Below are 19,450 nucleotides of genomic sequence, written 5' to 3'. Positions count from 1 at the left end.
TGCTAGGCGCTGTTTTTCCGGGCCGTCACCCACGCAGCGAAGTCCTCGATCCCGTCGATGAGCGCCTCGAACCGGAAAGAGTGGAAGAGGTCGAACGCATGGTGCGCGCCGGGCAGTTCGACGTACACGACTGGCGATGTGGAAACGGAGCGCAGAGCGGTGACAAGGGCCGTGGGATTCTCGGTGTCCACCATCTCGTCCAAGTCTCCGTGCGCGATGAGGAACGGTGGCGCATCCGCCCGGACGAGGTTCACCGGCGAGGTCGCCGGGTCTCCGTCGAAATACTCCGCAAGAAAGCCGTTGAGTGCGACGGCGGCGGTCACAGAGGTGTCCGCCTCCTCGAACCCGGGCTGGTAGGCCGGTTCATTGGGGGTGAGTGCGGCCTGCGCTGCCATGTGCCCACCCGCGGAGCTCCCCGTCACGAACACGGCCGCCGCGGAAGCCGCGCCGTACTCTACTGCGTGTTCGCGAGCCCAGACGATGACCTTCTTCGCGTCGATCAGATGGGCGGGATGCTGGAAGTCGGGCCGCAGCCGGTAATTGGCGCTGATGCAGACCCAGCCCTGACTGGCGAGCCGGTAGAGCAGGGGCAGCGACTGAGTGTTCTTCCGGCCCTGGTCGTAGTGGCCACCATGGAAGTGGATCATCACGGAGCCGCCCTCGGGGCGCGAGCGGTGGTGGTAGACGTCGAGGAGGTTGCGGCGGCCTCCGTCCCCGTAGCTGAGGTTGCCCACCCGTTTGACGTCACGGCGGCGGCGAAAGACCGGCCTGAGCAGGATGCGTGCCAGCGGCGGCCGACGGTGCGTCCCCGTACGGGAACCGAGCGCGTCGTCCAAGGCGACACGTACCACGGACGCCGCCCGCATTCCGCGCAGGGTGACCACCACGAGCCCGGCAGCCGCGGCCCCTGCCACCCCGACGTTCACCCGGTCGGAGGTCGTGGTGATGTCGCCCTCGGAGAAGGCCAGTGCCGTCGAGGCCACCAGTGCGTAGAGAGCGACGTGCGGGATCTCATTGAAGACCAGTCCGAGCCGGTAGCTGAAGTAGAAGAGCGGTTTCGGCCCGCGTATGCGAGCCAGACAGAACACCACGATGAGTACGGCCAACACCACGCTCACCAGATAGCCCACAGCCACCACATCACCCCGTTCGACAGTCGACCTGACAATCCCCTGCTGTGGTATCACGGTTGGGAGGATGCGGGAGGGTGAAGTGCTCGCTGCGAAGGTGCACTTGAGGTAACTGCCCGTCCAAGCCGCAGGCGAGGCGCAACGGTGGGGGCAACGGTTCGATCAGCACCCAGAGCTCATCGTCCAGGGTCGAGTACCCACACCCTCAGAACGGCCAAATCGTCTCACCGGCGACGCCCCACCCGCACACTGCAGCAAGATCGTGTTACGAGTTCTTAGCTTGGCAGCGCCCCAGGCTTAATTCCCCAGTACCACCACGCGCGGCGCGATGTAACCGTGGATCGGGGCGTTGAGTGACCTATCGAGGTGCACTCTCGCGTCGGTAAATCCTGCCGACACGCGGAATCGGGTTGGCGTGCACCCACCCAACCGGCGCGCAAATGCGGGCCTACAGGATGCCCTTCGGCTAAGGTGCCACCGTAGGGGCACAGCGGGGCCCCAATTGCGCGGCGTTCCCCCGACGGACGTTGCCTGACAAGCCAACTCGGCTGGCATCGCAGCTTCATATACATCGTGTGCGCAGCGGAGAAACGCCGTGTGCCCTGGGGCGGGACAGGAAACTGCGGCGGAAAGCCCCCCTGTGAAGAGCACTCGTATCGAACGCCGCGCCCAGAAGCTACAGATCGTTACAGGTCTATCCACCCGCCGGCCGTCGCGTTCCCTCAGCGCCTGTTGCTCACGCCCTGGAGCACATCTCTCAGCAGGGTCAAGAGGCTCGCAGCAGCAGACCCACTCGTTCCCCCTGCCGATGAGGATCAGGCCGAGCTGGAGTGCTACTTCCTCTACCGCATGGCTTGGCCAGGGATCGACACGCGCAACCCGTGGGGAATCCGCTCTGCCGATTCGTGCCGGGACGGTCTGCTCCTCACCGTCGAGGACGAAGACGTCAACCGGGAAGTTCCCGGCGAGTCCATGGCGAGCGAACTGGTCCGCGCCTGCCTACCGCGGCTCTCCGAAGAAGGAGAACTGCGCGGCATCCCCGGACTTCGCTACACCGTGCAGGACAAATCGATCCGCCTATACCAGATTGGCCTTGCGGGCTCCGTAACTCTGGCCGGTGTCGACACCAATCAATGGTTGACGGTCATTGATGCCGTGACCCGGGATACTGAATCCACTGACACCTTCCTCTGTCACCAGCAGACGCCCGACCGATGGCATAGCAGCGAGAGCTCTACCCGCAACCCTGCCGCACAAGACATGTACACCCAGCACCATCGCAGAATTATCGCTTCGTCATGGCTGGCTAGCGGGATTCTTCGCCGCGCACCCTTGCTAAGGACGATTGGTGTTCCACTCAGCACGACGGCCTGGACGAACCCATCCAGAGACGGCGGCCGGGAATGGATCATCGAATATATCCATGAGCCAATCGCCGAGGCCCCGATGCACCACGGGGGATTTCAAAACCTACTGACAGATCCGGAGTGCGGAATTCCCCTAGTCGTAACAGATTTCGACTGCACCTGTCACCAACCTGCCGACGCTGGCGGACGCATGCAGGCTCTACGCATGCAGCCCGACCGGCAGCCCTGGAGAAATCTGGTTCGCTTCCCTCGACGCCTGGGCAGGCGACTGGCGCACTACACGGCAGACCGCAACGACTGCGCGGCCCGGCGAAGCCTCTACCAACGCCTGCCTGCGAGTCTCCTGCCGGTGCCCGAACACTGATCCCCCGCGGCCGAACCCGGGGCCAATCACACTGAGAACCCCCGCCAGCAGAGGCCGGCGGGGGTTCGTCACGTCTCACGCGAGGGTGCGCCACCTCTCACACGCATCTCACCAACACGGTCGACGCGCCGAGGTTCTTCGGTGTCTCGCTCACTCGCCCGACCCTCTCATCTGTCACGACAGCCCCTATGAGCGGGGTCCTGGCCGGCTTACTTCAGCAGATCGCGGAATCCCAGCGCCGTGTCGGGGAACGCGCGGGCGGCAAGCACGGGCTCTGTCATGGAACAACGAACCACGCACCAGGCCCCGCTCCCTGATCCGGCCTGATCCAAACGAAAGGCCCTAGATGGAGAGTCCACTCTGGTCGCTGGTCACGGCCCAACTGGCCAGCAAGTTCAGGGCGTCCGACGTGGGGGTGTCGGGTTCGGCGCTGTAGGCCATGATGGTCAGTCCGCTGTCGGCGGCGACGTCCAGGGCCTCGTAGCCGAGGGTGAGTTCGCCGACGACGGGGTGGCTGATCTGTTTGACGCCGCCGTGGTGCCGGAGGACGTTGTGGGCGGCCCAGCGGGTGCGGAACAGGTCGCTTCGGGTGGCGAGTTCTCCGACAAGGTCGATCAGTGCCTTGTCGTGGGGGTCGCGTCCGGCTTCGGCGCGCAGGATCGCCACAGTGCCGGCGGCCATGCGTTCCCAGTCGAGGTAGTAGTCGGCGGCTTTGGGGTCCAGGAACATGAAGCGGGCCACATTGGACGGCCGGTGCGGAGTCGCAAGGATCGGGGTGAGGAGGGCTCTGCCTAGCTGGTTGGTGGCCAGGATGTCCAGGCGGCGGTTGCGCACGTAGGCCGGGGTGGTGGACATGGCGTCCAGGATGCGCTGGATGCGGGGGCGTACGTGGAGCTTGGAGGTACGCGTGGGTGTCTGCGTGCCGGAGTTGGCGGCGGCGGCCAGGTCGAACAGGTGGGCGCGTTCGGCCTCGTCCAGGTGCAGGGCGCGGGAGAGGGCTTCCAGGACGCTGTCGGAGACGCCGCGCGCGTTGCCGCGTTCGAGCTTGATGTAGTAGTCGGCGCTGACGCCTGCCAGTAGCGCGACCTCCTCGCGGCGCAGACCGGTCACCCGACGGTTTCCGCCGTTGGCGGGCAGGCCGGCTTGTTCGGGGGTGATTCTGGCGCGGCGGGAGGTGAGGAAGTCGCGGAACTCGGTGCGGGCGTCCATGGCTCCCACGATATGACCGTTTCCAGGTGAGCTGAGGAGGTCTGGGAGTACCTGTAACAGCGGGAACCCCCTGGCGGGAGGCCATAGGCGGCGGTTCGTGCCACGGTGGGAGGTGAAGGCGGCCGCCCTCGGGAGCGCAGAGAAATGACCACGCCACCGCGGAGGAGCACGTCATGGAGTACACACAACTGGGAACGTCGGGGCTCAAGATCAGTCGGATCGCGCTGGGTTGCATGAGCTTCGGCGATCCCGACAAGAGGACGTCGTGGGCGCTCGACGAGAGTGCGGCCGAGCCGGTTTTTCGCCAGGCGGTCGAGCTGGGCATCACGTTCTGGGACACCGCGAACATCTACAGCCTGGGTACCTCTGAGGAGATCGTCGGGCGGGCGGTGCGGAAGTACACCCAGCGCGAGGACGTCGTGCTGGCCACCAAGTTGTGGGCGCCGATGCATGAGGACCCAGGCGGGTCGGGGCTGTCGCGGAAAGCCGTCATGGAGCAGATCGACGCCTCGCTGCGGCGTCTGGACACCGACTTCGTCGACCTGTACCAGATCCACCGCTTTGACCCGCAGACGCCGGTCGAGGAGACGATGGAGGCGCTGCACGATGTGGTCAAGGCGGGCAAGGCCCGCTATATCGGTGCTTCGTCGATGTGGGCCTGGCAGTTCTCCAAGATGCAGCATGCCGCGCAGGCGAACGGGTGGACTCGGTTCGTCTCCATGCAGGACCAGTACAGCCTGATCCACCGCGAGGAAGAACGCGAGATGTTCGGTCTTCTCGCCGACCAGGGCGTGGGAAGCATCCCGTGGAGTCCTCTGGGCGGCGGGCTGGTCACCAGGCCGTGGGGCGAACGCTCCACGCAGCGCGCGGAGCTCAACCGGACCGTCGACCAGCAGGACCGCCCGATCTTCCTCGACAGCGACCGTGCCATCGTCGGGGCCGTGCAGCGCATCGCCCTGGCCCGCGACGTGCCGATGGCACAAGTCGCCATGGCCTGGGTGTTGAAGAACCCGGTGGTCTCCGCTCCGATCGTGGGATCGACCAAGCCGCACCACCTTGCCGACGCCGTCGCCGCGCTCGACCTCGAACTCACCGCCGAGGAGATCGGCTGCCTCGAAGAGCCCTACATCACGCGGGAGCCCACGTTCTTCTGACCGGGCCGATGCTGCCCAGGAGTTGGTCCTGGGCTCCGGGCACGTGGTCCGTGCCGGTGGCGGTCGTCACCAATTGCGGGTTGGAACGGATCCCTCCCGGTCGGGACCCTGCCTGGTCGTAGGCCAGGGTCAGGGAGATGACGGTGCCGTCCTGAACCAGCGCGGCGGCAGCGCGGACCTGTTCGGAGCCCACCAGGTTCATCGCCCCCAGCCGGTCGCCGGGACCCCACTGCCCCCACCGGCTGTACTCGGCGATGCAGGCGTCGAGGATCTCGGCGCCGCTCACCTCGTTGCCTGGAGGGCAGCCAAAGTACGAGGAAGCCACTCGGAGATGATCTGCAGGACTTCGGGGAGCTTTGTGACCGCGCAGTGCCCGGTGTCCGGCAGCAGGTGGATGTCGGTGTCGCGGCGCCCTTCGAACACCAGGGTGTCGTCCTGCGGGACGTGGACGTCGTCGGCGCCGTTGACGACGAGCATCGGCGCTTGGCCGTCCCCGTCGAGAGCGGCCGCAGGGAGAACGCCGCCAGCGCCGCGTACAGGGCGTCGCTGCTCGGCTTCCGGTCGAAGCCCAGGGCGTTGCCGACGATGCCGTCCATCCCGAACCGGGCGATGCGTCCGCCGGCGAACGCAGCCTCGACCGGTCCGCCCAGCACGACGGCCGCGTCCGCCTCGCCGGCCAGCCCGGAGCGGGCGGAGTAGTAGCCTCCCATCGAGATGCCCACGTGCACGACGATGCCGTTGCCCAGGGTGCGGGCGTGGCCGATCAGGCCCCGGACGATCTCCGCGCCATCCGGGCTCATCGGTACCTGCGAGTCGCCGGTACCGGGGATGTCGAAGGCGACCACGGGCAGGCCGGCGTGCGAGCAGAGCGTCACCAACAGCCCGTGCACATCCATTTTCCAGCTGTCGACACCGCCGCTGACCAGCAGCACCGGCCCCGTCTCGGCGGCGGTGTGCGGGGTGAAGACGTGCACCGGCACCTGCGTGCGGCCGCCGCCGTACGGCAGGTCCAGGACCTCCCTCCGGAAGGACGGTCCGAACCCGGGCGCCGCGAGCAGGTACTGCTCGGTCTGGCGGGCCAGAGCGGTCCGCTTGGCCTCGTCGGCCGGCGTCGGGAAGCGCGCCCATCCGTAGGCGAGCGCGGAAAGGTCATGGGATCCGGCCTCGGCGTACCGCGCCGCGAGCGCCGACCACTCATGCACCCACCCGCCCCGCTCGTCCGCCCACATGTCGGAGATCGCGGCGCGCACCGCGTCCACGTCCGGCACCGGCAGGCCGGTATTGGCCATCTGCGAGTACCGCTCGGCGAACAGTTCCTTCGCCTCCAGCGGCCACTGGTACGACATGACGCCCTCCTCCTCCGACGAACCATTAACGCAGTGGTACTGCGTTAAATCGCACGGTACGTCCGGTAGCGGGATTAACGCAAGACTCCTGCGTTAGGATGGTGGGATGAGCGAGGAACAAGTCCGCCGCAGGACCGGCGGCCGATCCGCACGGGTCCGCCAGGCCGTCCTGGACGCGACCCTGCAGGCCGTGGCCGAGCACGGCACCGACGCGGTCAGCATCCCCGCGGTCGCCCGACAGGCCGGCGTCCACGAAACCTCCGTCTACCGGCGGTGGGGCACCCGCGAACACCTCGTCATCGACGCCCTACTGACCTATAGCCAGCTCCAGCTCGCCATCCCCGACACCGGGACCCTGCGCGAGGACCTCATCGCGTTCGCAGGCTCGCTGAGCGACTACCTGAACAGTCCCTTCGGCAAGGCCCTCGCCCGCTCCATGGCCACCGCCGACGACGACCAGCCACTCGCCGAAAGCCGTGAACAGTTCTGGCAGGAAAGGCTCGACCTGGCCCGGATCATGATCGACCGGGCCGTCGCCCGCGGAGAGATCCCCAAGGACACCGACCCCGCGCTGGCACTCGAAGTCCTCATCGCACCCCTGCACTTCCGCGTTCTGCTCACTCGCCGGCCCCTGGACGCTGACCTCGCCGGTCGGCTTGTCGACGTGCTCCTGGACGGCCTCACCCGCTGACTCGGGAATGCCCCGTTGGACGAATCCGTCGCCACTCCGGCCGGCCACGGCATCGAACTGTTCCACCCCTCCGAACGGAACCGTTCGTCTGTCCGGCCCGCAGGCGCAGTCCTCTGACTGGCAGAGTCGCAGCGCCTCCACCAGGAGCGGACCCGGCTGTTCCTCGCGCACGAGTCCCAGCGGCCGAAGCCGGGCAGCTTCATCCAGACCTACCTGGCCGAGGACCCGGTCCCGGTCCGGCAGCGGGACGGGTCGGTAAAGGCATTCCTCAACCAGTGCCGGCACCGGGGCATGAGGATCTGCTGTACGGACGCCGACACCAGCAAGACGTTCACCTGCACCTGCCACGGGTGGGCCTACGACCTGGCGGGCGCCCTGATCAACGTGCCGCTGGAGGAGATGGCGCACCGCAATGAGATCGACAAGAGCCAGGGGGCCGCTCTGAAGGTCCCGCGGATCGCGAACTACCGGGGCTTCCACTTCGGCATTTGGTCGCAGGAGACCCTGGAGTTCGAGGACTACCTCGGCGACATGGCCTTCTCCTTCAACGCGGTCGTCGACCGCTTCGACGGCGGCCTGGAGCTGGCGCCCGGAACCACCAAGTGGGTCATCGACTGCAACTGGAAGTTCGCCGCCGAGCAGTTCGCCAGCGACATGTACCACGCGCCCGTCTCGCACGCCGCCGCCATGATGGCGCTCACCGACGATCCCAACGTCTCCGGCAGCAACACCCAACCGGGCGTCCAGGGACGTCAGTTCGGCGAGAACGGACACGGGTCCGGGGGCTTCTTCCAACCGGAATCCGTCATCAAGGCGCACTAGCTCTCGGACGCCACCTACGCGTGGCTGAAGTCCAAGGAGGAAGAGCACCGGGAACGGCTCGGGCCGGAACGGGTGGCGAAGGTGGACAACCACAACACGATCTTCCCGAACTTCTCGTGGCTCGCCGTCGGCCTCTCCACGATGCGGGTGTGGCACCCGCGCGGCCCCGGCCAGATCGAGGTATGGGCCTGGAGCTACCTGCCCAAGAACGCACCCGACCAGGTCAAGGCCGAGATGCGGAAGATGACCCAGCGGATGTTCAGCCCGGCGGGATCGTTCGAGACCGACGACGGCGAGAACTGGACCGAGATCCAGCAAGTGCTGTGCGGTCACGCGGGATCCGATGCGCCCTTCCTGATCGCGCTCCGGCCCTGGACTGCCAAGTTGACTTTTCATGCAAGAAAATCGATGGCATCTTGCACAAATGAACCTACAGGGGCACGGTGTTGGCCATCGCGCCGTCACTGAGGCGCGCTCGATGACGGGAGACGCCTTGTCCGCGAGAACGACCCCGATCCCTGCATCCCTGCGACGGAGCCTGTACGCCCTGGCGACGGCCACCGCACTCGCCCTCGGCGGGCTCGCCGGCCCGTCCGCTGCTGCGGCGGTGGACACCTCGGTTCCCGCGCAGAGTGCGGGAAGCCCCGGTGCTTCGGAGAGCTCCTACCCGAATCTTGCCCCCACCCCGCCCATGGGCTGGAACAACTGGTCCTACTACGGCTGCGACATCGACGAGGCCACCGTCCTGTCCAACGCCCGGGCCCTGGTCTCCTCCGGTCTCGCCGCCAAGGGCTACGACACGGTCACCACCGACGACTGCTGGATGACACACAGCAGAAACACCGACGGCGACCTGGTCCCCGACCCCGACCGCTTCCCGCACGGAATGGTCTACATCGGTGAACAACTGCACGCGATGGGGCTGAAGTTCGGCATCTACGAGGACGCCGGCACCGCGACCTGCGGTGGATATCCCGGCTCGTACGGCCACATCCAGCAGGACGCCGACCTCTTCGCCCGATGGCGCGTCGACTATCTGAAGCTCGACGGCTGCAACGTGCCCGAGAGCGACAGCCAGACACTCGACGAGGTCTACCACTCGCTCTACGGCGATATGAGCAAGGCTCTCCTGCGCACCGGAAGGCCCATCACCTTCTCCGTCTCTGCCCCCGCGTACTTCGAGGGCGAGAAGGACTGGCACGACGTCATCGGCTGGTCGGCCCAGGTGGGCAATCTGTGGCGGGAGGGCGCCGACGTAGCGATGGAGTCGGCCTCGGCGAGTTCCAAGTGGTCGTCGATCAAGTACAACTACGGCTACAACGTGCCCCTCGCCGACCTGCAGAGCCCCGGCCGCTGGAACGACCCCGACTTCCTGCTCGCCGGTCAGTCCCGGCTGACCGGCGACGAGATCCGCAGCCAGATGTCACTGTGGTCGGTGATGGCCGCGCCGCTGATCTCCAGTACCGATCTGGCCAAGGCGTCCCCTGACGCCCTGTCCGTTCTCGGCAACCGTGACGTCATCGCGGTCGACCAGGATCCGACAGGTCTGCAGGGCCGCATCGTCCAGCAGGGCGACGGCTATGACGTGCTGTCGAAGAAGCTCAGCGGCGGGGACAGGGCCGTGGCACTCTTCAACTCCTCGGACCAGGCACAGACCATCACGACCACGGCGGCCGAGGCCGGGCTCCCGAAGGGCTCCTCCTATCTGCTGAAGGACCTCTGGTCGAAGCGGACAACACAGTCCACGGGCACCATCGCGGCGAATGTCCCCGCTCATGGCACCGTCCTGTACCGGATACACGCCGGGCAGGCGCACAAGGTGCCGCCGGCCACCGCGGTCACCTGGAAGCGGACGGGAGGTGACGGGACGTCCTCGACCTGGCAGGTCGGCCTGGCCGACCACGGGCCCGGTGGACTCTCCTCGGCCACGCTCGAAGTCGACGTGCCGCAGGGGTGGTCGGTCAGCCCGTCGAAGGCACGGCTCGGCCGCATCGCTCCCGGTGGCTCGGCCGGAGCGAGCTTCACGGTGAAGGGCCCGGAGATGAAGCCCGGGACGACGACCGTCACGCTGAGCGCAACTGCCCGGTACCGCGCAGGATCCGCCGGCGAGTCCCGCACGACAGGACAGGGTTCCGTCGTGTCGGTCGTGCCCTATCCCGCTCTGGCGGACGCTTTCAACAATGTCGGTGTCACCAGTGAGGACGCCCCGCCGGCGGACGGCAACTACACGCTGGGCAATTTCGACGGCGGCGGTGACAGCTACTCCGCCCAGGCACTGGCCACCGCGGGTGTGACACCGGGAGGCACGGTCACCAAGGACGGCGTCAGCTGGACGTTCCCGAAGGCAGCACCCGGCGCACCGGACAACGTGACCGCAGCGGGTCAGGTGATCACCATGGCGGGCAGCGGGTCGAAGCTGTGGTTCCTGGGCGCCGAGGCAGGTGCCGCGGAGGGCAAGGTGACTGTCACGTACACCGACGGCACCACCGGCAGTGGTGATCTCGGGCTGCCCAACTGGTGCTGCACGGCGGGCACCGAGTACGGAGCCACGACGGTCGCCACGACCGATCACCGCAACACACCGCAGGGACCCGCCAACTTCGGCGGCGGCTACAAGCTGTTCGGGAACTCCGTACCGCTCGATGCGGGCAAGACGATCCGCACGGTGACTCTCCCTGACGAGGATGCCCTGCACATCTTCGCGATCACGGCACAGTAGCGGACCGGACCTGCTCCGACCGGAGCAGGTCCTCAGCGACAGGACGAGGCCCTCGGGCGGCTTGAGTTCCAGATGACTGATCCCAAGGGGTCAGTCCTGTCCGGGTGATCAGATAGCGCCTGGGGTGGATGGTCTCAGCCGCTCCGATGGGGCGGTTCCCGGATCGAGCTTTCTCCTTGACGTTTGAGCCGGTCATGTTCGTGGAGAGTGCTGTCCCGGGAGTTGTCCTGTCGCATTGATGCTGTCAGATTCTCACTCGTTCTCGTTCGTGCTGTCGGATTCTCACTGCGTCGCATACTGAGCGGCTGTGCCGTCTCGACGAAGGGCCGTTCTCACCGAATCCTGGTGACAGGTGGGTTCGTCTCATCGAAGTTTGAGCGGCGAGCGTGGTCGGCGTCGTTCGCCGCCTTCAGGCGTGTCCAGGGACGGCGACGCGAAGATCGAGGAGCTGTTGCGTATGCACAGGCACGTGGTCTTCGGCGAGGCCATCGATGAGGCTTGCCAACGGAACCGGCTGGTCCAGCACGAGTGCGTCGTTGGACAGGAGGAGCGACGGCACCAGAACCGAGGCGGCTTCCTCGTTGAGCTGATCGGCGATGTCGCACAGGACGGTGGCCTGGCTCCGGACATGATCAATCAGATCCGCCCGGCCTGAATGCTCGCCGATGATCCGGTCAAGATTCCAGCTGTCGAGGGAGATCCGGTTGTCGAAGGTGGGCCGCGAGCCGGCGACAACGCCCAGAGCAACCGCTGCGATCGAGGCGTCGACGCTGAGGAGATGAGCCAATATCTGGTCGGCGTTCCATCCTCCATCGTCCGCGTCGCCGAGGTCGGGAATGGCCGCCGCATCGAGCAACCTGTCGTAGGCACTGCGAAGTACTGTCGTGTCCATAGTGCTTCCCTTCAGTCGGGGCGTGTCGAACTCGAATCCTGCTCCGCTGCCTCAGCGACGCGTTTGATGTTCGCCAACCGCCGGTCCCAGTGGGCCGCGAGCGAGGCCATCCACCGTGCCGTCGTGTCCAGCCCCGCGGGCCGCACCGCGTACCGCACCTCGCGTCCGACCCGGCCGCCGGAAACCAGCCCGGCGGCGTCCAGGACGGCGAGGTGCTTGACCACCGCCTGGCGCGAGACGGGAAGCCGTTCGGCGAGCGTCGTGGCAGTGGCCTCACCCTGTGCGGCCAGCAGATCAAGCAGCTGACGTCGCGTCGGGTCGGCCAGCGCACCGAGGACGCTGTCGACGACCTCGGCGGCGCCGGGAGGTTCTTCCGTCACGTGGCGGGCTGTTCGGCGCGTGTCTTGAGCGCGTCGAGCTCCAGGGGCCAGCCTTCACTGTGGTCCTTCAGGTTCTGACTGCGCAGCTCCTCGGACCCGGCCAGCGCCGCGAACCCGCTCTCGACGACGCGGAGCCTCGTCTGGGAGCCTTCCTGGGTCAGTGTGAACTCCACGAGGGTGCTGTTGTTCTCGCGCAGTTCTTCTCCGGGGAACGCGCTGGTCCAGCGGTATGCCAGGTACATCGGCGGCTCGACCTTCTCCACACGCACCGGGAAGTCGCCGTGCTCGGCGTTCCTCGCCACCATCGACTCGCCCTCCTTGGCCACGGTGCCGGGCAGGCTCGCTTTGTCGGCCACCCAGAACCCGGGTTGGGCCACCAGCGACCAAACCAGCTCCAGGGGTGCCGCAATCAGGGTTTCGCGTTCGATCCGGTCCTCGCTCATGAGGGACTCCTTCATCGTCACCATCGGATGCAACCCAAGAGTTGCACATCGACCTCCAAGGTGCAACCCAAGGGTTGCGCCTCGGTCTGGCGTCGCTTCAACCGGTTCCACCTGAGCCGGGCCGGCTTGACGGGTTCGGGAACGCGCAGAAATACTAACGACGTTAGATATCCTGACGCCGTTAGGAGTTCGTGGTGGGGAAGCGGGAAGCAGTACGTCGGCGGACGTTCGCCGAGATCCTGGAGACAGCGGGCCGGATGGCCGAGGCCGAGGGCTGGCGAGCGGTGACCATCCGGCGGATCGCCGCCGAGATCGGCTACAGCACGCCGGTGATCTACCAGCACTTCCCGAGCAAAGAGGCCGTACTGCACACGCTGCTGGGGCAGGCCAACGGCGAGTTGGCGGAGCGGATGCGGGCCGCGGTGGCCGGCGAACCGGCATCACGGGGCCCGCACTTGGCGGCGACCGCATACCTGGAGTTCGCCCGGTCCCGACCCAGCCTGTACCAACTCATCTCGGGCGCACCCGGCACGGACGTCGACGCCTCCACCCGCCGCGCCGCCGCCGCCGACGTGATCACCTTCACCAGGCAGCTCATCGGCGCGTGGGCGGCCGAGACCGCAGCCGAGCCCCCCAGCGTCGAGGACGCCTGCGACCTGCTGTGGGGCACGCTGCACGGCCTCGCGAGCATCGGGTCGATCGAGGACATCGGCTTCGACCGCGCCCTGCGCCTGGCCGGCCAAGCGGTGACGGCGCTGCTCGACCACTGGTCAGCCTCGGCCACGAACCCCGAAGGCCGCCCGCAGACCGCCGAGGGAGAGAAATGATCTATCACCACAACCGCTTCACCTTCAAGACCACTGCCACCGCCCACCAGCGCGAGGAGGCCCTCGCAAGCCTGCGCAACCAGGGCGAGTCGATCGACGCGGTCGCACGGTACGTCGTCGGCAGAGACATCGGCGGCGAGTTCGAGTACGGCGCCGTCTTCCTCATAGAGGACCTCGACGGGTACGGGGAGTACCTGATGGCGCCCTCACACGCCCACACCGACCGGATCGGCCTGCCGCTGCTGGAGTCCTTCGTCTCCTACGACACCACCGACAGCGACGACCCCGACATCGCCCAGAAGATCGCCGACCTGCACGCGCGACGCTACGCGGGCGACCCGGCCCTCACCAAGCTGGTGGCCGACCTCCCCTCCTACACCGGCAGCAGCGCGCCGACCTCCACCAACCCCGGCAGCGCACACGCCCGCGGGGAGACCGAAACCGTCCACGGCTCCGACGGACACAGCGGACGGCGGTAGGGCGTGTCCTGAAAGTCCCGCCCGCGCCGCGGCACCTCGTCGCGGGTCGAAGTCGCTGAGCCGCTCCACCCGTCGTTGACGGCGCGTCGAACGGGGTGCGGCCCCTCGCGGGAGGGACCGCACCCCGGAGCCTCAGGGCCGGGCCATGGCCGGCGGAGCGGCGTTGGTTCCCCAACTCGTCGGCTTGTCGGAGAGGTTGATCGAGATCGTGCCGGAACGGAGCAGGTCCTTGTGGGACAGCCAGCTCTGGCGCACCTTCCCCTTGCCGGTGTCCACGGAGGACACGTACTGGAGCTTCGACGCGTTGGCACCCGGGGCGTCGATGCTGATCGCGCGTCCGTGTTCAGGCCGGATCTCGACCTTCTCGAACATGGGCGCGGTGATCACGTAGGTGGCGGAGCCGGGCTGGGCCTCGAAGATGCCGGCCATGGCGAAGACGAGCAGCGAGGAGGTGGCGCCGAGGTCGTCATTGCCGGGCATTCCGTACACGTTGTCGGTGAAGAGCGTCCGCATCGCGCGCAGCACGGCGGAGGTCTTCCACGGTGCGCCCGTCCACGTGTACATCCACGGTGCGTGGAAGTCGGGCTCGTTGTTGGGGTTGAACGCGAAGTTGTTGTGGTAGTCGTACGCGCCGGTCACCCACGAGTCCGAAGCCGCCTTCGCCGGGTCGGTGAGCACGGTCGGCATGTCGAAGAACTTGTCGAGCCGCTGCTCGGCCTGCGAGGGGCCGCCCATGAGCCCGAAGAGCGTCTGCGGGTCCTGCTGCGCGAGCCATTCGTACTGCCACGCGGTGCCCTCGTGGAACGCGCCGGCCTGGGCGGGATCGGGGTCGCCGGCCACGGAGCCGTCCGCGTTCCTGGCAACCGGGAACCCGGAGAAACCCTGCGACGTGACGGTGGGGTCCCACAGCTTGGTGAAGTTGTCGCAGCGCGAGGCGAGCGTCGCAGCCTTGTCCTTGTAGCCGAGGCCGCCGGCCATCGTGGACAGCGCGCAGTCGGCGAGCGAGTACTCCAGTGTGGCCGAGCCCGACTGGCGGCTGTCGCCGTACTTGTACCCGGGCAGGTTCTGGTAGCCGACCCAGCCGTTCTTGACGTACGTGGGGTTACCGTCACGGCCGCGGAAGATCGACTGGTCCGCGGGGACCTCGTTGACGTTCTTCCACAGCGCGTCGAAGAGCTGGCTCGCGGTGCGCTTGTCGAGCAGGCCGCGGTTGTAGATGTCGACGATCCACGGGGTGACGGGGTCGCCGCTCATCACGTTGGTCTCGCTGTTGCCGAGCGCCCAGCGCGGCAGCCAGCCGCCGTCCTGATAGATGTGCAGCACCGACTTGGCCATGTCTGTGGCCTTGTCCGGGTTCAGCAGGTCCACCAACTGGTTCTGCGAGCGGTAGGTGTCCCAGAGCGAGAACATCTGGTAGTACGTGGAATCTGCGCGGTGCACTTGGTCGTCGAAGCCGCGGTAGCGGTTGTCCACGTCGGACCCGATCGACGGGTGCAGCAGCGAGTGGTAGAGCGCGCTGTAGTACGTGCGCTGGTCGGCGGTGCTGCCACCGGCCACGCGCATCCGGTTCAGCTCCTCCTGCCAGGTGCGGTGCGCGGCGGTGCGGGCCTTGTCGAACGACTTCGGCTGCTCAGCCGTGCGGTTGAGGCGCGCGCCGCCGATCGACGTGTAGGACAGGCCCACCGAGGTGCCGACCTGCTTGCCCTTGGCCGGGTCGAAAGTCGCATAGGCGCCGGCGCGCTTGGTGCCGCGCGATGCGTCGCGCTGGTTCGGGGTGATGGTGCCGTCGGTCCAGGTGCCGAAGCTTGAGAACTTCCGGTCGAACTTGGCACTGAAATAGATCCGGTAGCGCTCCTTCCCGGTCTCACCGCAGAAGTTGCCGCCCTGGAGCCAGCCTTCGACGGTGTCGTTGCCGACGACGTGGACGTCACCGGCATAGGTGCTGCCGTTGCTCTCGCCGGTCTCGATGAGCACGTTCTCGGGGCCTGATCCGGCGGGGTACGTGTAGCGGTGCTGGCCGGTTCGCTGCGTCGCGGAGAGCTCGGCCTGGATGCCGTTGTCGAACTTCACTCCGTAGTAACCCGGCGCGCGGGTTTCGTTGTCATGGCTGAACTTCGCACCGTACTGCGCCGGGTCGGACGACGTGACCGCACCGGTGGTCGGCATGAAGCGGAAGTTGCCCATCGTCTGACAGCCGACGCCCGAGAGGTGCGTATGGCTGAAGCCGAGGATCGTGTCCTGCTTGTAGTCGTAGGAGGCGTACTGGTTGAGCTGCGTGTCCGGGCTCAGCTGCACCATGCCGAACGGGACGGTGGCGCCCGGGAACGTCGTCCCGTCGCCGTTGTTGCCGATCGAGGTGTCGACCAACGTGGTGGGGTCACCGGCGAACTTCGGTGCCCGCTCCTTGGCATCTGCGACGCCGGGGGTGGCGGATGCCGCGGCCACGGCCATGGCGAGCAACAAGGCGGCGAACCCGCGTGTCCATGCTCTCATCGCGATCCTTCCTGTGACAACGTTGTCACTCCCCGCGATCTTTGCTCCTGGGCACTGCCCCGTCAATCCAGTTGACCGCAAGAGTCGATTTGCCCCGGCCTGGAAGCGACCGTGGACGACGGCGGGCGCGCCGACGGGGCCGGAAGGTGCAGGGCCCCGCTGATAAACTGGGGGCACGCTTCGAAACCGCTGGGGCCCGTACCGTGGGGTACGGGCCCCGGCGCGTTCCGGGCACCAGACCGAGGAAGGTTCCCCCATGAACGCGAAGCCGCCGGCCCCGAAGGGCGAACTCACCACGCCGCAGGGGGCTGCCCGTAGCCTGCCGCCGGTCGAGTCCTTCGACGCACTCGGGCTGCCGCCGGAGCTGACGGCGACGATGACCGGCCTCGGCGTGACAGAGCCCTTCCCGATCCAGGCGGCGACCCTGCCCAACGCGCTGGCCGGCCGTGATGTCCTCGGCCGCGCCCGGACCGGATCCGGCAAGACGCTTGCCTTCGGGCTTGCGACGCTGGCGCGGACGGCAGGCATGCGAGCGGAGTCGAAGCGCCCGCTCGCACTGGTCCTGGTGCCGACCCGGGAGCTCGCGCAGCAGGTGAGCGACGCACTGGCGCCCTACGCGCAGGCACTGAACCTGCGGCTGGCGACGGTGGTGGGCGGGCTGGCGATCAACCGGCAGGCTGCGCTGCTGCGGGCCGGCGCCGAAGTGGTCGTCGCGACGCCGGGGCGGCTCGCCGACCTCGTATCGCGCCGCTCCTGCGACCTGCAGCAGGTGCGGATCACGGTGCTGGACGAGGCGGACCAGATGTGCGACCTGGGGTTCCTGCCGCAGGTCTCGGAAATCCTGGACCAGGTCCGCCCCGACGGACAGCGGCTGCTGTTCTCGGCCACGCTCGACCGCAATGTCGACCAGTTGGTGCAGAACTATCTGCACGAGCCGGTAGTCACTTCGCTCGACCGGGTGGCGGGCTCGGTCGCCACGATGGAACACCATGTGCTGAACGTCCACCCCGCCGACAAGTACGCGACCGCGACCGAGATCGCCGCGCGGGACGGCCGGGTCCTGATGTTCCTGGACACCAAGGCCGGCGTGGACCAGTTCACCCGGCACCTGCGGGCCAGCGGCGTACGGGCCGGCGCCCTGCACAGCGGGAAGTCGCAGCCCCAGCGCACACACACGCTCGCGCAGTTCAAGGACGGCGAGATCACCGTGCTGGTGGCCACCAATGTCGCGGCGCGAGGCATTCACATCGAGGCGCTCGACCTCGTCGTCAACGTCGACCCGCCTGCTGATGCAAAGGACTACCTGCACCGTGGCGGGCGTACGGCCCGCGCCGGGGAATCCGGGAACGTGGTCACGCTGGTCACCCCGAACCAGCGGCGGGACGTGAACCAGATCATGGCCGACGCCCGGATCCGGCCGACCGTCACCCAGGTGCGTTCCGGCGAGGAGAAGCTGACCGCCATCACCGGGGCGAAGCGCCCGCCGATCGAAGGGAAGGGCAGCGGCAACGCCCCCTTCCGCGGCATGGGCACGCGTCCGGGCCGCGCCAAGGAGACCCGTAGAACCGCCGACGCCCGCAAGACGGCGGAAGCGCGCGCGGCGGCCCGGGTACGCAAGGGCCGCTGACCCGGACGGACTTACCGTAAGCACCGGCATGGCCCTGAGCGTCCTCCCGGTCCGCAGAAGACACCCTCGCTGAACGCAGCGCACCGCCGTCCGCTTGCTCCGCCTGTTCCGCCTGTTCCGCAGCAGAAGCGCGGGCTGCTTGAGATCGAGCTGTGACCGTACGGGGTCTTGCCTTGCCATTGAGTTCAATGATGCTATCAAATGACAATAGTGCGAGGGGCTACGACAGACCGCCCGGAGCCCAGCCGGAACCGGAAGGACAGGCTGCTCAACTCCGCTTGATTTTGGTTGATTTCAGGGCGCCGTGAAGTCGACGGATCCCGTCGGAACGACCTGTGACCGCCACACCGAACCTCACCGCACGGCCCCGTAGCGCGACGCGCCGGTGGCCGATGTCCGCTCGAAGGAGCGTCAGATGTTCCGTTCATCCCGCCGGCCCGTGGCCGTTGCCACCGGCCTGCTGCTCACCCTCGGTCTGAGCACGGCGTGCTCCTCGGGCAAGGAGGCCGCCCACGACGAATCGGTCGCCAAGGTCGACGGCAAGATCTCCCTCACCTACCTGCAGAAACAGGGCGACCAGGAGTACTTCGTCGGCGAGGCGGCCGGTGCCAAGGCGAAGGCCAAGGAGCTCGGCGTCAGCCTGAAGGTCGTCAACCTGGGCAACGACGCCAACAAGACAGTCAGCGAAGTCCAGTCCGCCGTCGCCCAGAAGACCAGTGGCCTCATCATCGTCGTCCCGGACCCTGCCGTGGGCCCCCAGGTCGTCCAGACCGCCAGGGACGGCAAGGTCGCGCTGCTGACGTCCGACGACCAGATCTGCACCACCGGCCCCGATCCCGCAGCCTGCGGCAAGGACGACCTGGTGCCCCGAATCGGCTTCAGCGGCGCCCAGATGGGCACGGAGGTCGGAAAGCGCGCCGCCACGGAGTACAAGAAGGCAGGCTGGAAGGCCGCCGACACGCGTGTCGTCTCGGCGTCGAAGCAGGACGTCACCGTGTGCGGTGACCGGGTCGACGCGGCCAAGAAGGCCTTCGACGCCGCAGTTCCGGGCGTGAAGACCATCGACGTGCCAACCGACAACACCCCCACCGGAGCCCAGGACAAGATCGCCGCCACGATCACCGCCAACTCCGGTGTCAAGAACTGGGTCGTCTGGGGCTGCAACGACGAGAACACCATGGGCGGGGTCACCGCGCTGCAGAACGCAGGCATCAGCCCCGGCCATGTCATCGGCGTCGGCCTGGGCGCCTACCTGGCCTGCAAGGAATGGCAGTCCGACAAGCCCTCCGGCATGAAGGCTGCTCTCTTCATCAACGGCAAGGACGTAGGCGCCCTGGCCGTCCAGACCATGTACGACAAGCTCAAGAACGGCAAGGCATTCCCGCAGGAAGCCTTCGCCCCCACCACGATGGTCGACCAGGCCACTTGGAAGAGTTCCGGCCTCACCTGCAGCTGACCCGCCCGGGGCCTGCGGCTGCCCCCGCGACACCGCCGGACCGGCGGCACC

General features: G+C 67.4%; 15 protein-coding genes and 1 pseudogene. 9 read left to right on the top strand and 7 right to left on the bottom strand.

Translation table 11 applies throughout. From position 1 onward, the window contains the following. Positions 1-2: 2 nt before the first annotated feature. On the bottom strand, positions 3-1,136 hold the full coding sequence (locus NBY69_RS36490) for an alpha/beta hydrolase (protein WP_250306589.1): 1,134 nt from the start codon (positions 1,134-1,136) through the stop codon (positions 3-5). Between the two features lie 843 nt (positions 1,137-1,979). Here NBY69_RS36490 and NBY69_RS36485 point away from each other — a divergent pair. Next, positions 1,980-2,861 carry a hypothetical protein gene (locus NBY69_RS36485; protein ID WP_250306588.1) on the top strand — a complete coding sequence of 294 codons (882 nt, stop codon included), beginning with the start codon at positions 1,980-1,982 and terminating at the stop codon, positions 2,859-2,861. Positions 2,862-3,203: 342 nt separating this feature from the next. On the opposite strand, the gene NBY69_RS36480 is transcribed toward NBY69_RS36485, so the two are convergent. After that, positions 3,204-4,070 (bottom strand): helix-turn-helix transcriptional regulator, encoded by an 867-nt coding sequence (locus tag NBY69_RS36480; protein ID WP_250306587.1) that lies wholly within the window; start codon positions 4,068-4,070, stop codon positions 3,204-3,206. Between the two features lie 173 nt (positions 4,071-4,243). Here NBY69_RS36480 and NBY69_RS36475 point away from each other — a divergent pair, with 173 nt between their 5' ends. Beyond that, positions 4,244-5,224 carry an aldo/keto reductase gene (locus tag NBY69_RS36475; protein ID WP_250306586.1) on the top strand — a complete coding sequence of 327 codons (981 nt, stop codon included), beginning with the start codon at positions 4,244-4,246 and terminating at the stop codon, positions 5,222-5,224. On the opposite strand, the gene NBY69_RS36470 is transcribed toward NBY69_RS36475, so the two are convergent. Next, positions 5,194-6,570 (bottom strand): alpha/beta hydrolase, encoded by a 1,377-nt coding sequence (locus tag NBY69_RS36470; RefSeq protein WP_250306585.1) that lies wholly within the window; start codon positions 6,568-6,570, stop codon positions 5,194-5,196. The two genes, NBY69_RS36475 and NBY69_RS36470, sit on opposite strands and share 31 nt — an antisense overlap. Before the next feature lie 106 nt (positions 6,571-6,676). Here NBY69_RS36470 and NBY69_RS36465 point away from each other — a divergent pair, with 106 nt between their 5' ends. The 3 genes and pseudogenes from NBY69_RS36465 to NBY69_RS36455 all read left to right on the top strand — a co-directional run bounded on the left by NBY69_RS36465 (position 6,677) and on the right by NBY69_RS36455 (position 10,802). After that, positions 6,677-7,261: a TetR/AcrR family transcriptional regulator gene (locus NBY69_RS36465; RefSeq protein ID WP_250306584.1), complete on the top strand. Its 585-nt coding sequence runs from the start codon at positions 6,677-6,679 to the stop codon at positions 7,259-7,261. Between the two features lie 117 nt (positions 7,262-7,378). After that, a pseudogene (locus NBY69_RS36460) lies at positions 7,379-8,551 on the top strand (aromatic ring-hydroxylating dioxygenase subunit alpha). A 25-nt stretch (positions 8,552-8,576) separates the two neighbouring features. After that, positions 8,577-10,802 carry an NEW3 domain-containing protein gene (locus NBY69_RS36455; protein ID WP_250306583.1) on the top strand — a complete coding sequence of 742 codons (2,226 nt, stop codon included), beginning with the start codon at positions 8,577-8,579 and terminating at the stop codon, positions 10,800-10,802. Positions 10,803-11,211: 409 nt separating this feature from the next. On the opposite strand, the gene NBY69_RS36450 is transcribed toward NBY69_RS36455, so the two are convergent. From NBY69_RS36450 to NBY69_RS36440, 3 genes are read right to left on the bottom strand one after another with little or no spacing between them, the layout of a single operon-like run. Beyond that, on the bottom strand, positions 11,212-11,694 hold the full coding sequence (locus NBY69_RS36450) for a hypothetical protein (RefSeq protein ID WP_250306582.1): 483 nt from the start codon (positions 11,692-11,694) through the stop codon (positions 11,212-11,214). Between the two features lie 11 nt (positions 11,695-11,705). Beyond that, entirely contained in the window at positions 11,706-12,074 is a 369-nt protein-coding gene (locus NBY69_RS36445; RefSeq protein ID WP_250306581.1) for a helix-turn-helix transcriptional regulator, read from the bottom strand. Beyond that, entirely contained in the window at positions 12,071-12,517 is a 447-nt protein-coding gene (locus NBY69_RS36440; protein ID WP_250306580.1) for an SRPBCC domain-containing protein, read from the bottom strand. The genes NBY69_RS36445 and NBY69_RS36440 overlap by 4 nt, the downstream gene beginning before the upstream one ends. 194 nt (positions 12,518-12,711) lie before the next feature. Between NBY69_RS36440 and NBY69_RS36435 the strand changes: the two genes are divergently transcribed. Further along, positions 12,712-13,344: a TetR/AcrR family transcriptional regulator gene (locus tag NBY69_RS36435; protein ID WP_250306579.1), complete on the top strand. Its 633-nt coding sequence runs from the start codon at positions 12,712-12,714 to the stop codon at positions 13,342-13,344. Continuing rightward, positions 13,341-13,823: a Dabb family protein gene (locus NBY69_RS36430; protein WP_250306578.1), complete on the top strand. Its 483-nt coding sequence runs from the start codon at positions 13,341-13,343 to the stop codon at positions 13,821-13,823. The genes NBY69_RS36435 and NBY69_RS36430 overlap by 4 nt, the downstream gene beginning before the upstream one ends. A 132-nt stretch (positions 13,824-13,955) precedes the next feature. Here NBY69_RS36430 and NBY69_RS36425 read toward each other — a convergent pair whose 3' ends face one another. After that, positions 13,956-16,316, bottom strand: coding sequence for a GH92 family glycosyl hydrolase (locus tag NBY69_RS36425; protein WP_250306577.1), 2,361 nt, complete (start codon positions 16,314-16,316; stop codon positions 13,956-13,958). Between the two features lie 256 nt (positions 16,317-16,572). On the opposite strand from NBY69_RS36425, the gene NBY69_RS36420 reads away from it, so the two are divergent. Together NBY69_RS36420 and NBY69_RS36415 are read left to right on the top strand one after the other, a co-directional pair. Next, complete coding sequence (locus NBY69_RS36420; RefSeq protein ID WP_250306576.1) at positions 16,573-17,943, top strand: DEAD/DEAH box helicase; 1,371 nt, start codon at positions 16,573-16,575, stop codon at positions 17,941-17,943. Positions 17,944-18,358: 415 nt separating this feature from the next. Continuing rightward, positions 18,359-19,399: a substrate-binding domain-containing protein gene (locus NBY69_RS36415; RefSeq protein ID WP_250306575.1), complete on the top strand. Its 1,041-nt coding sequence runs from the start codon at positions 18,359-18,361 to the stop codon at positions 19,397-19,399. The last annotated feature ends 51 nt before the right edge of the window (positions 19,400-19,450 follow it).

Origin of the sequence: Streptomyces sp. A 4/2, from assembly GCF_940670765.1 — a bacterium.
Classification (GTDB): domain Bacteria; phylum Actinomycetota; class Actinomycetes; order Streptomycetales; family Streptomycetaceae; genus Streptomyces.
This window is presented reverse-complemented; position numbering and strand designations above follow the sequence as displayed.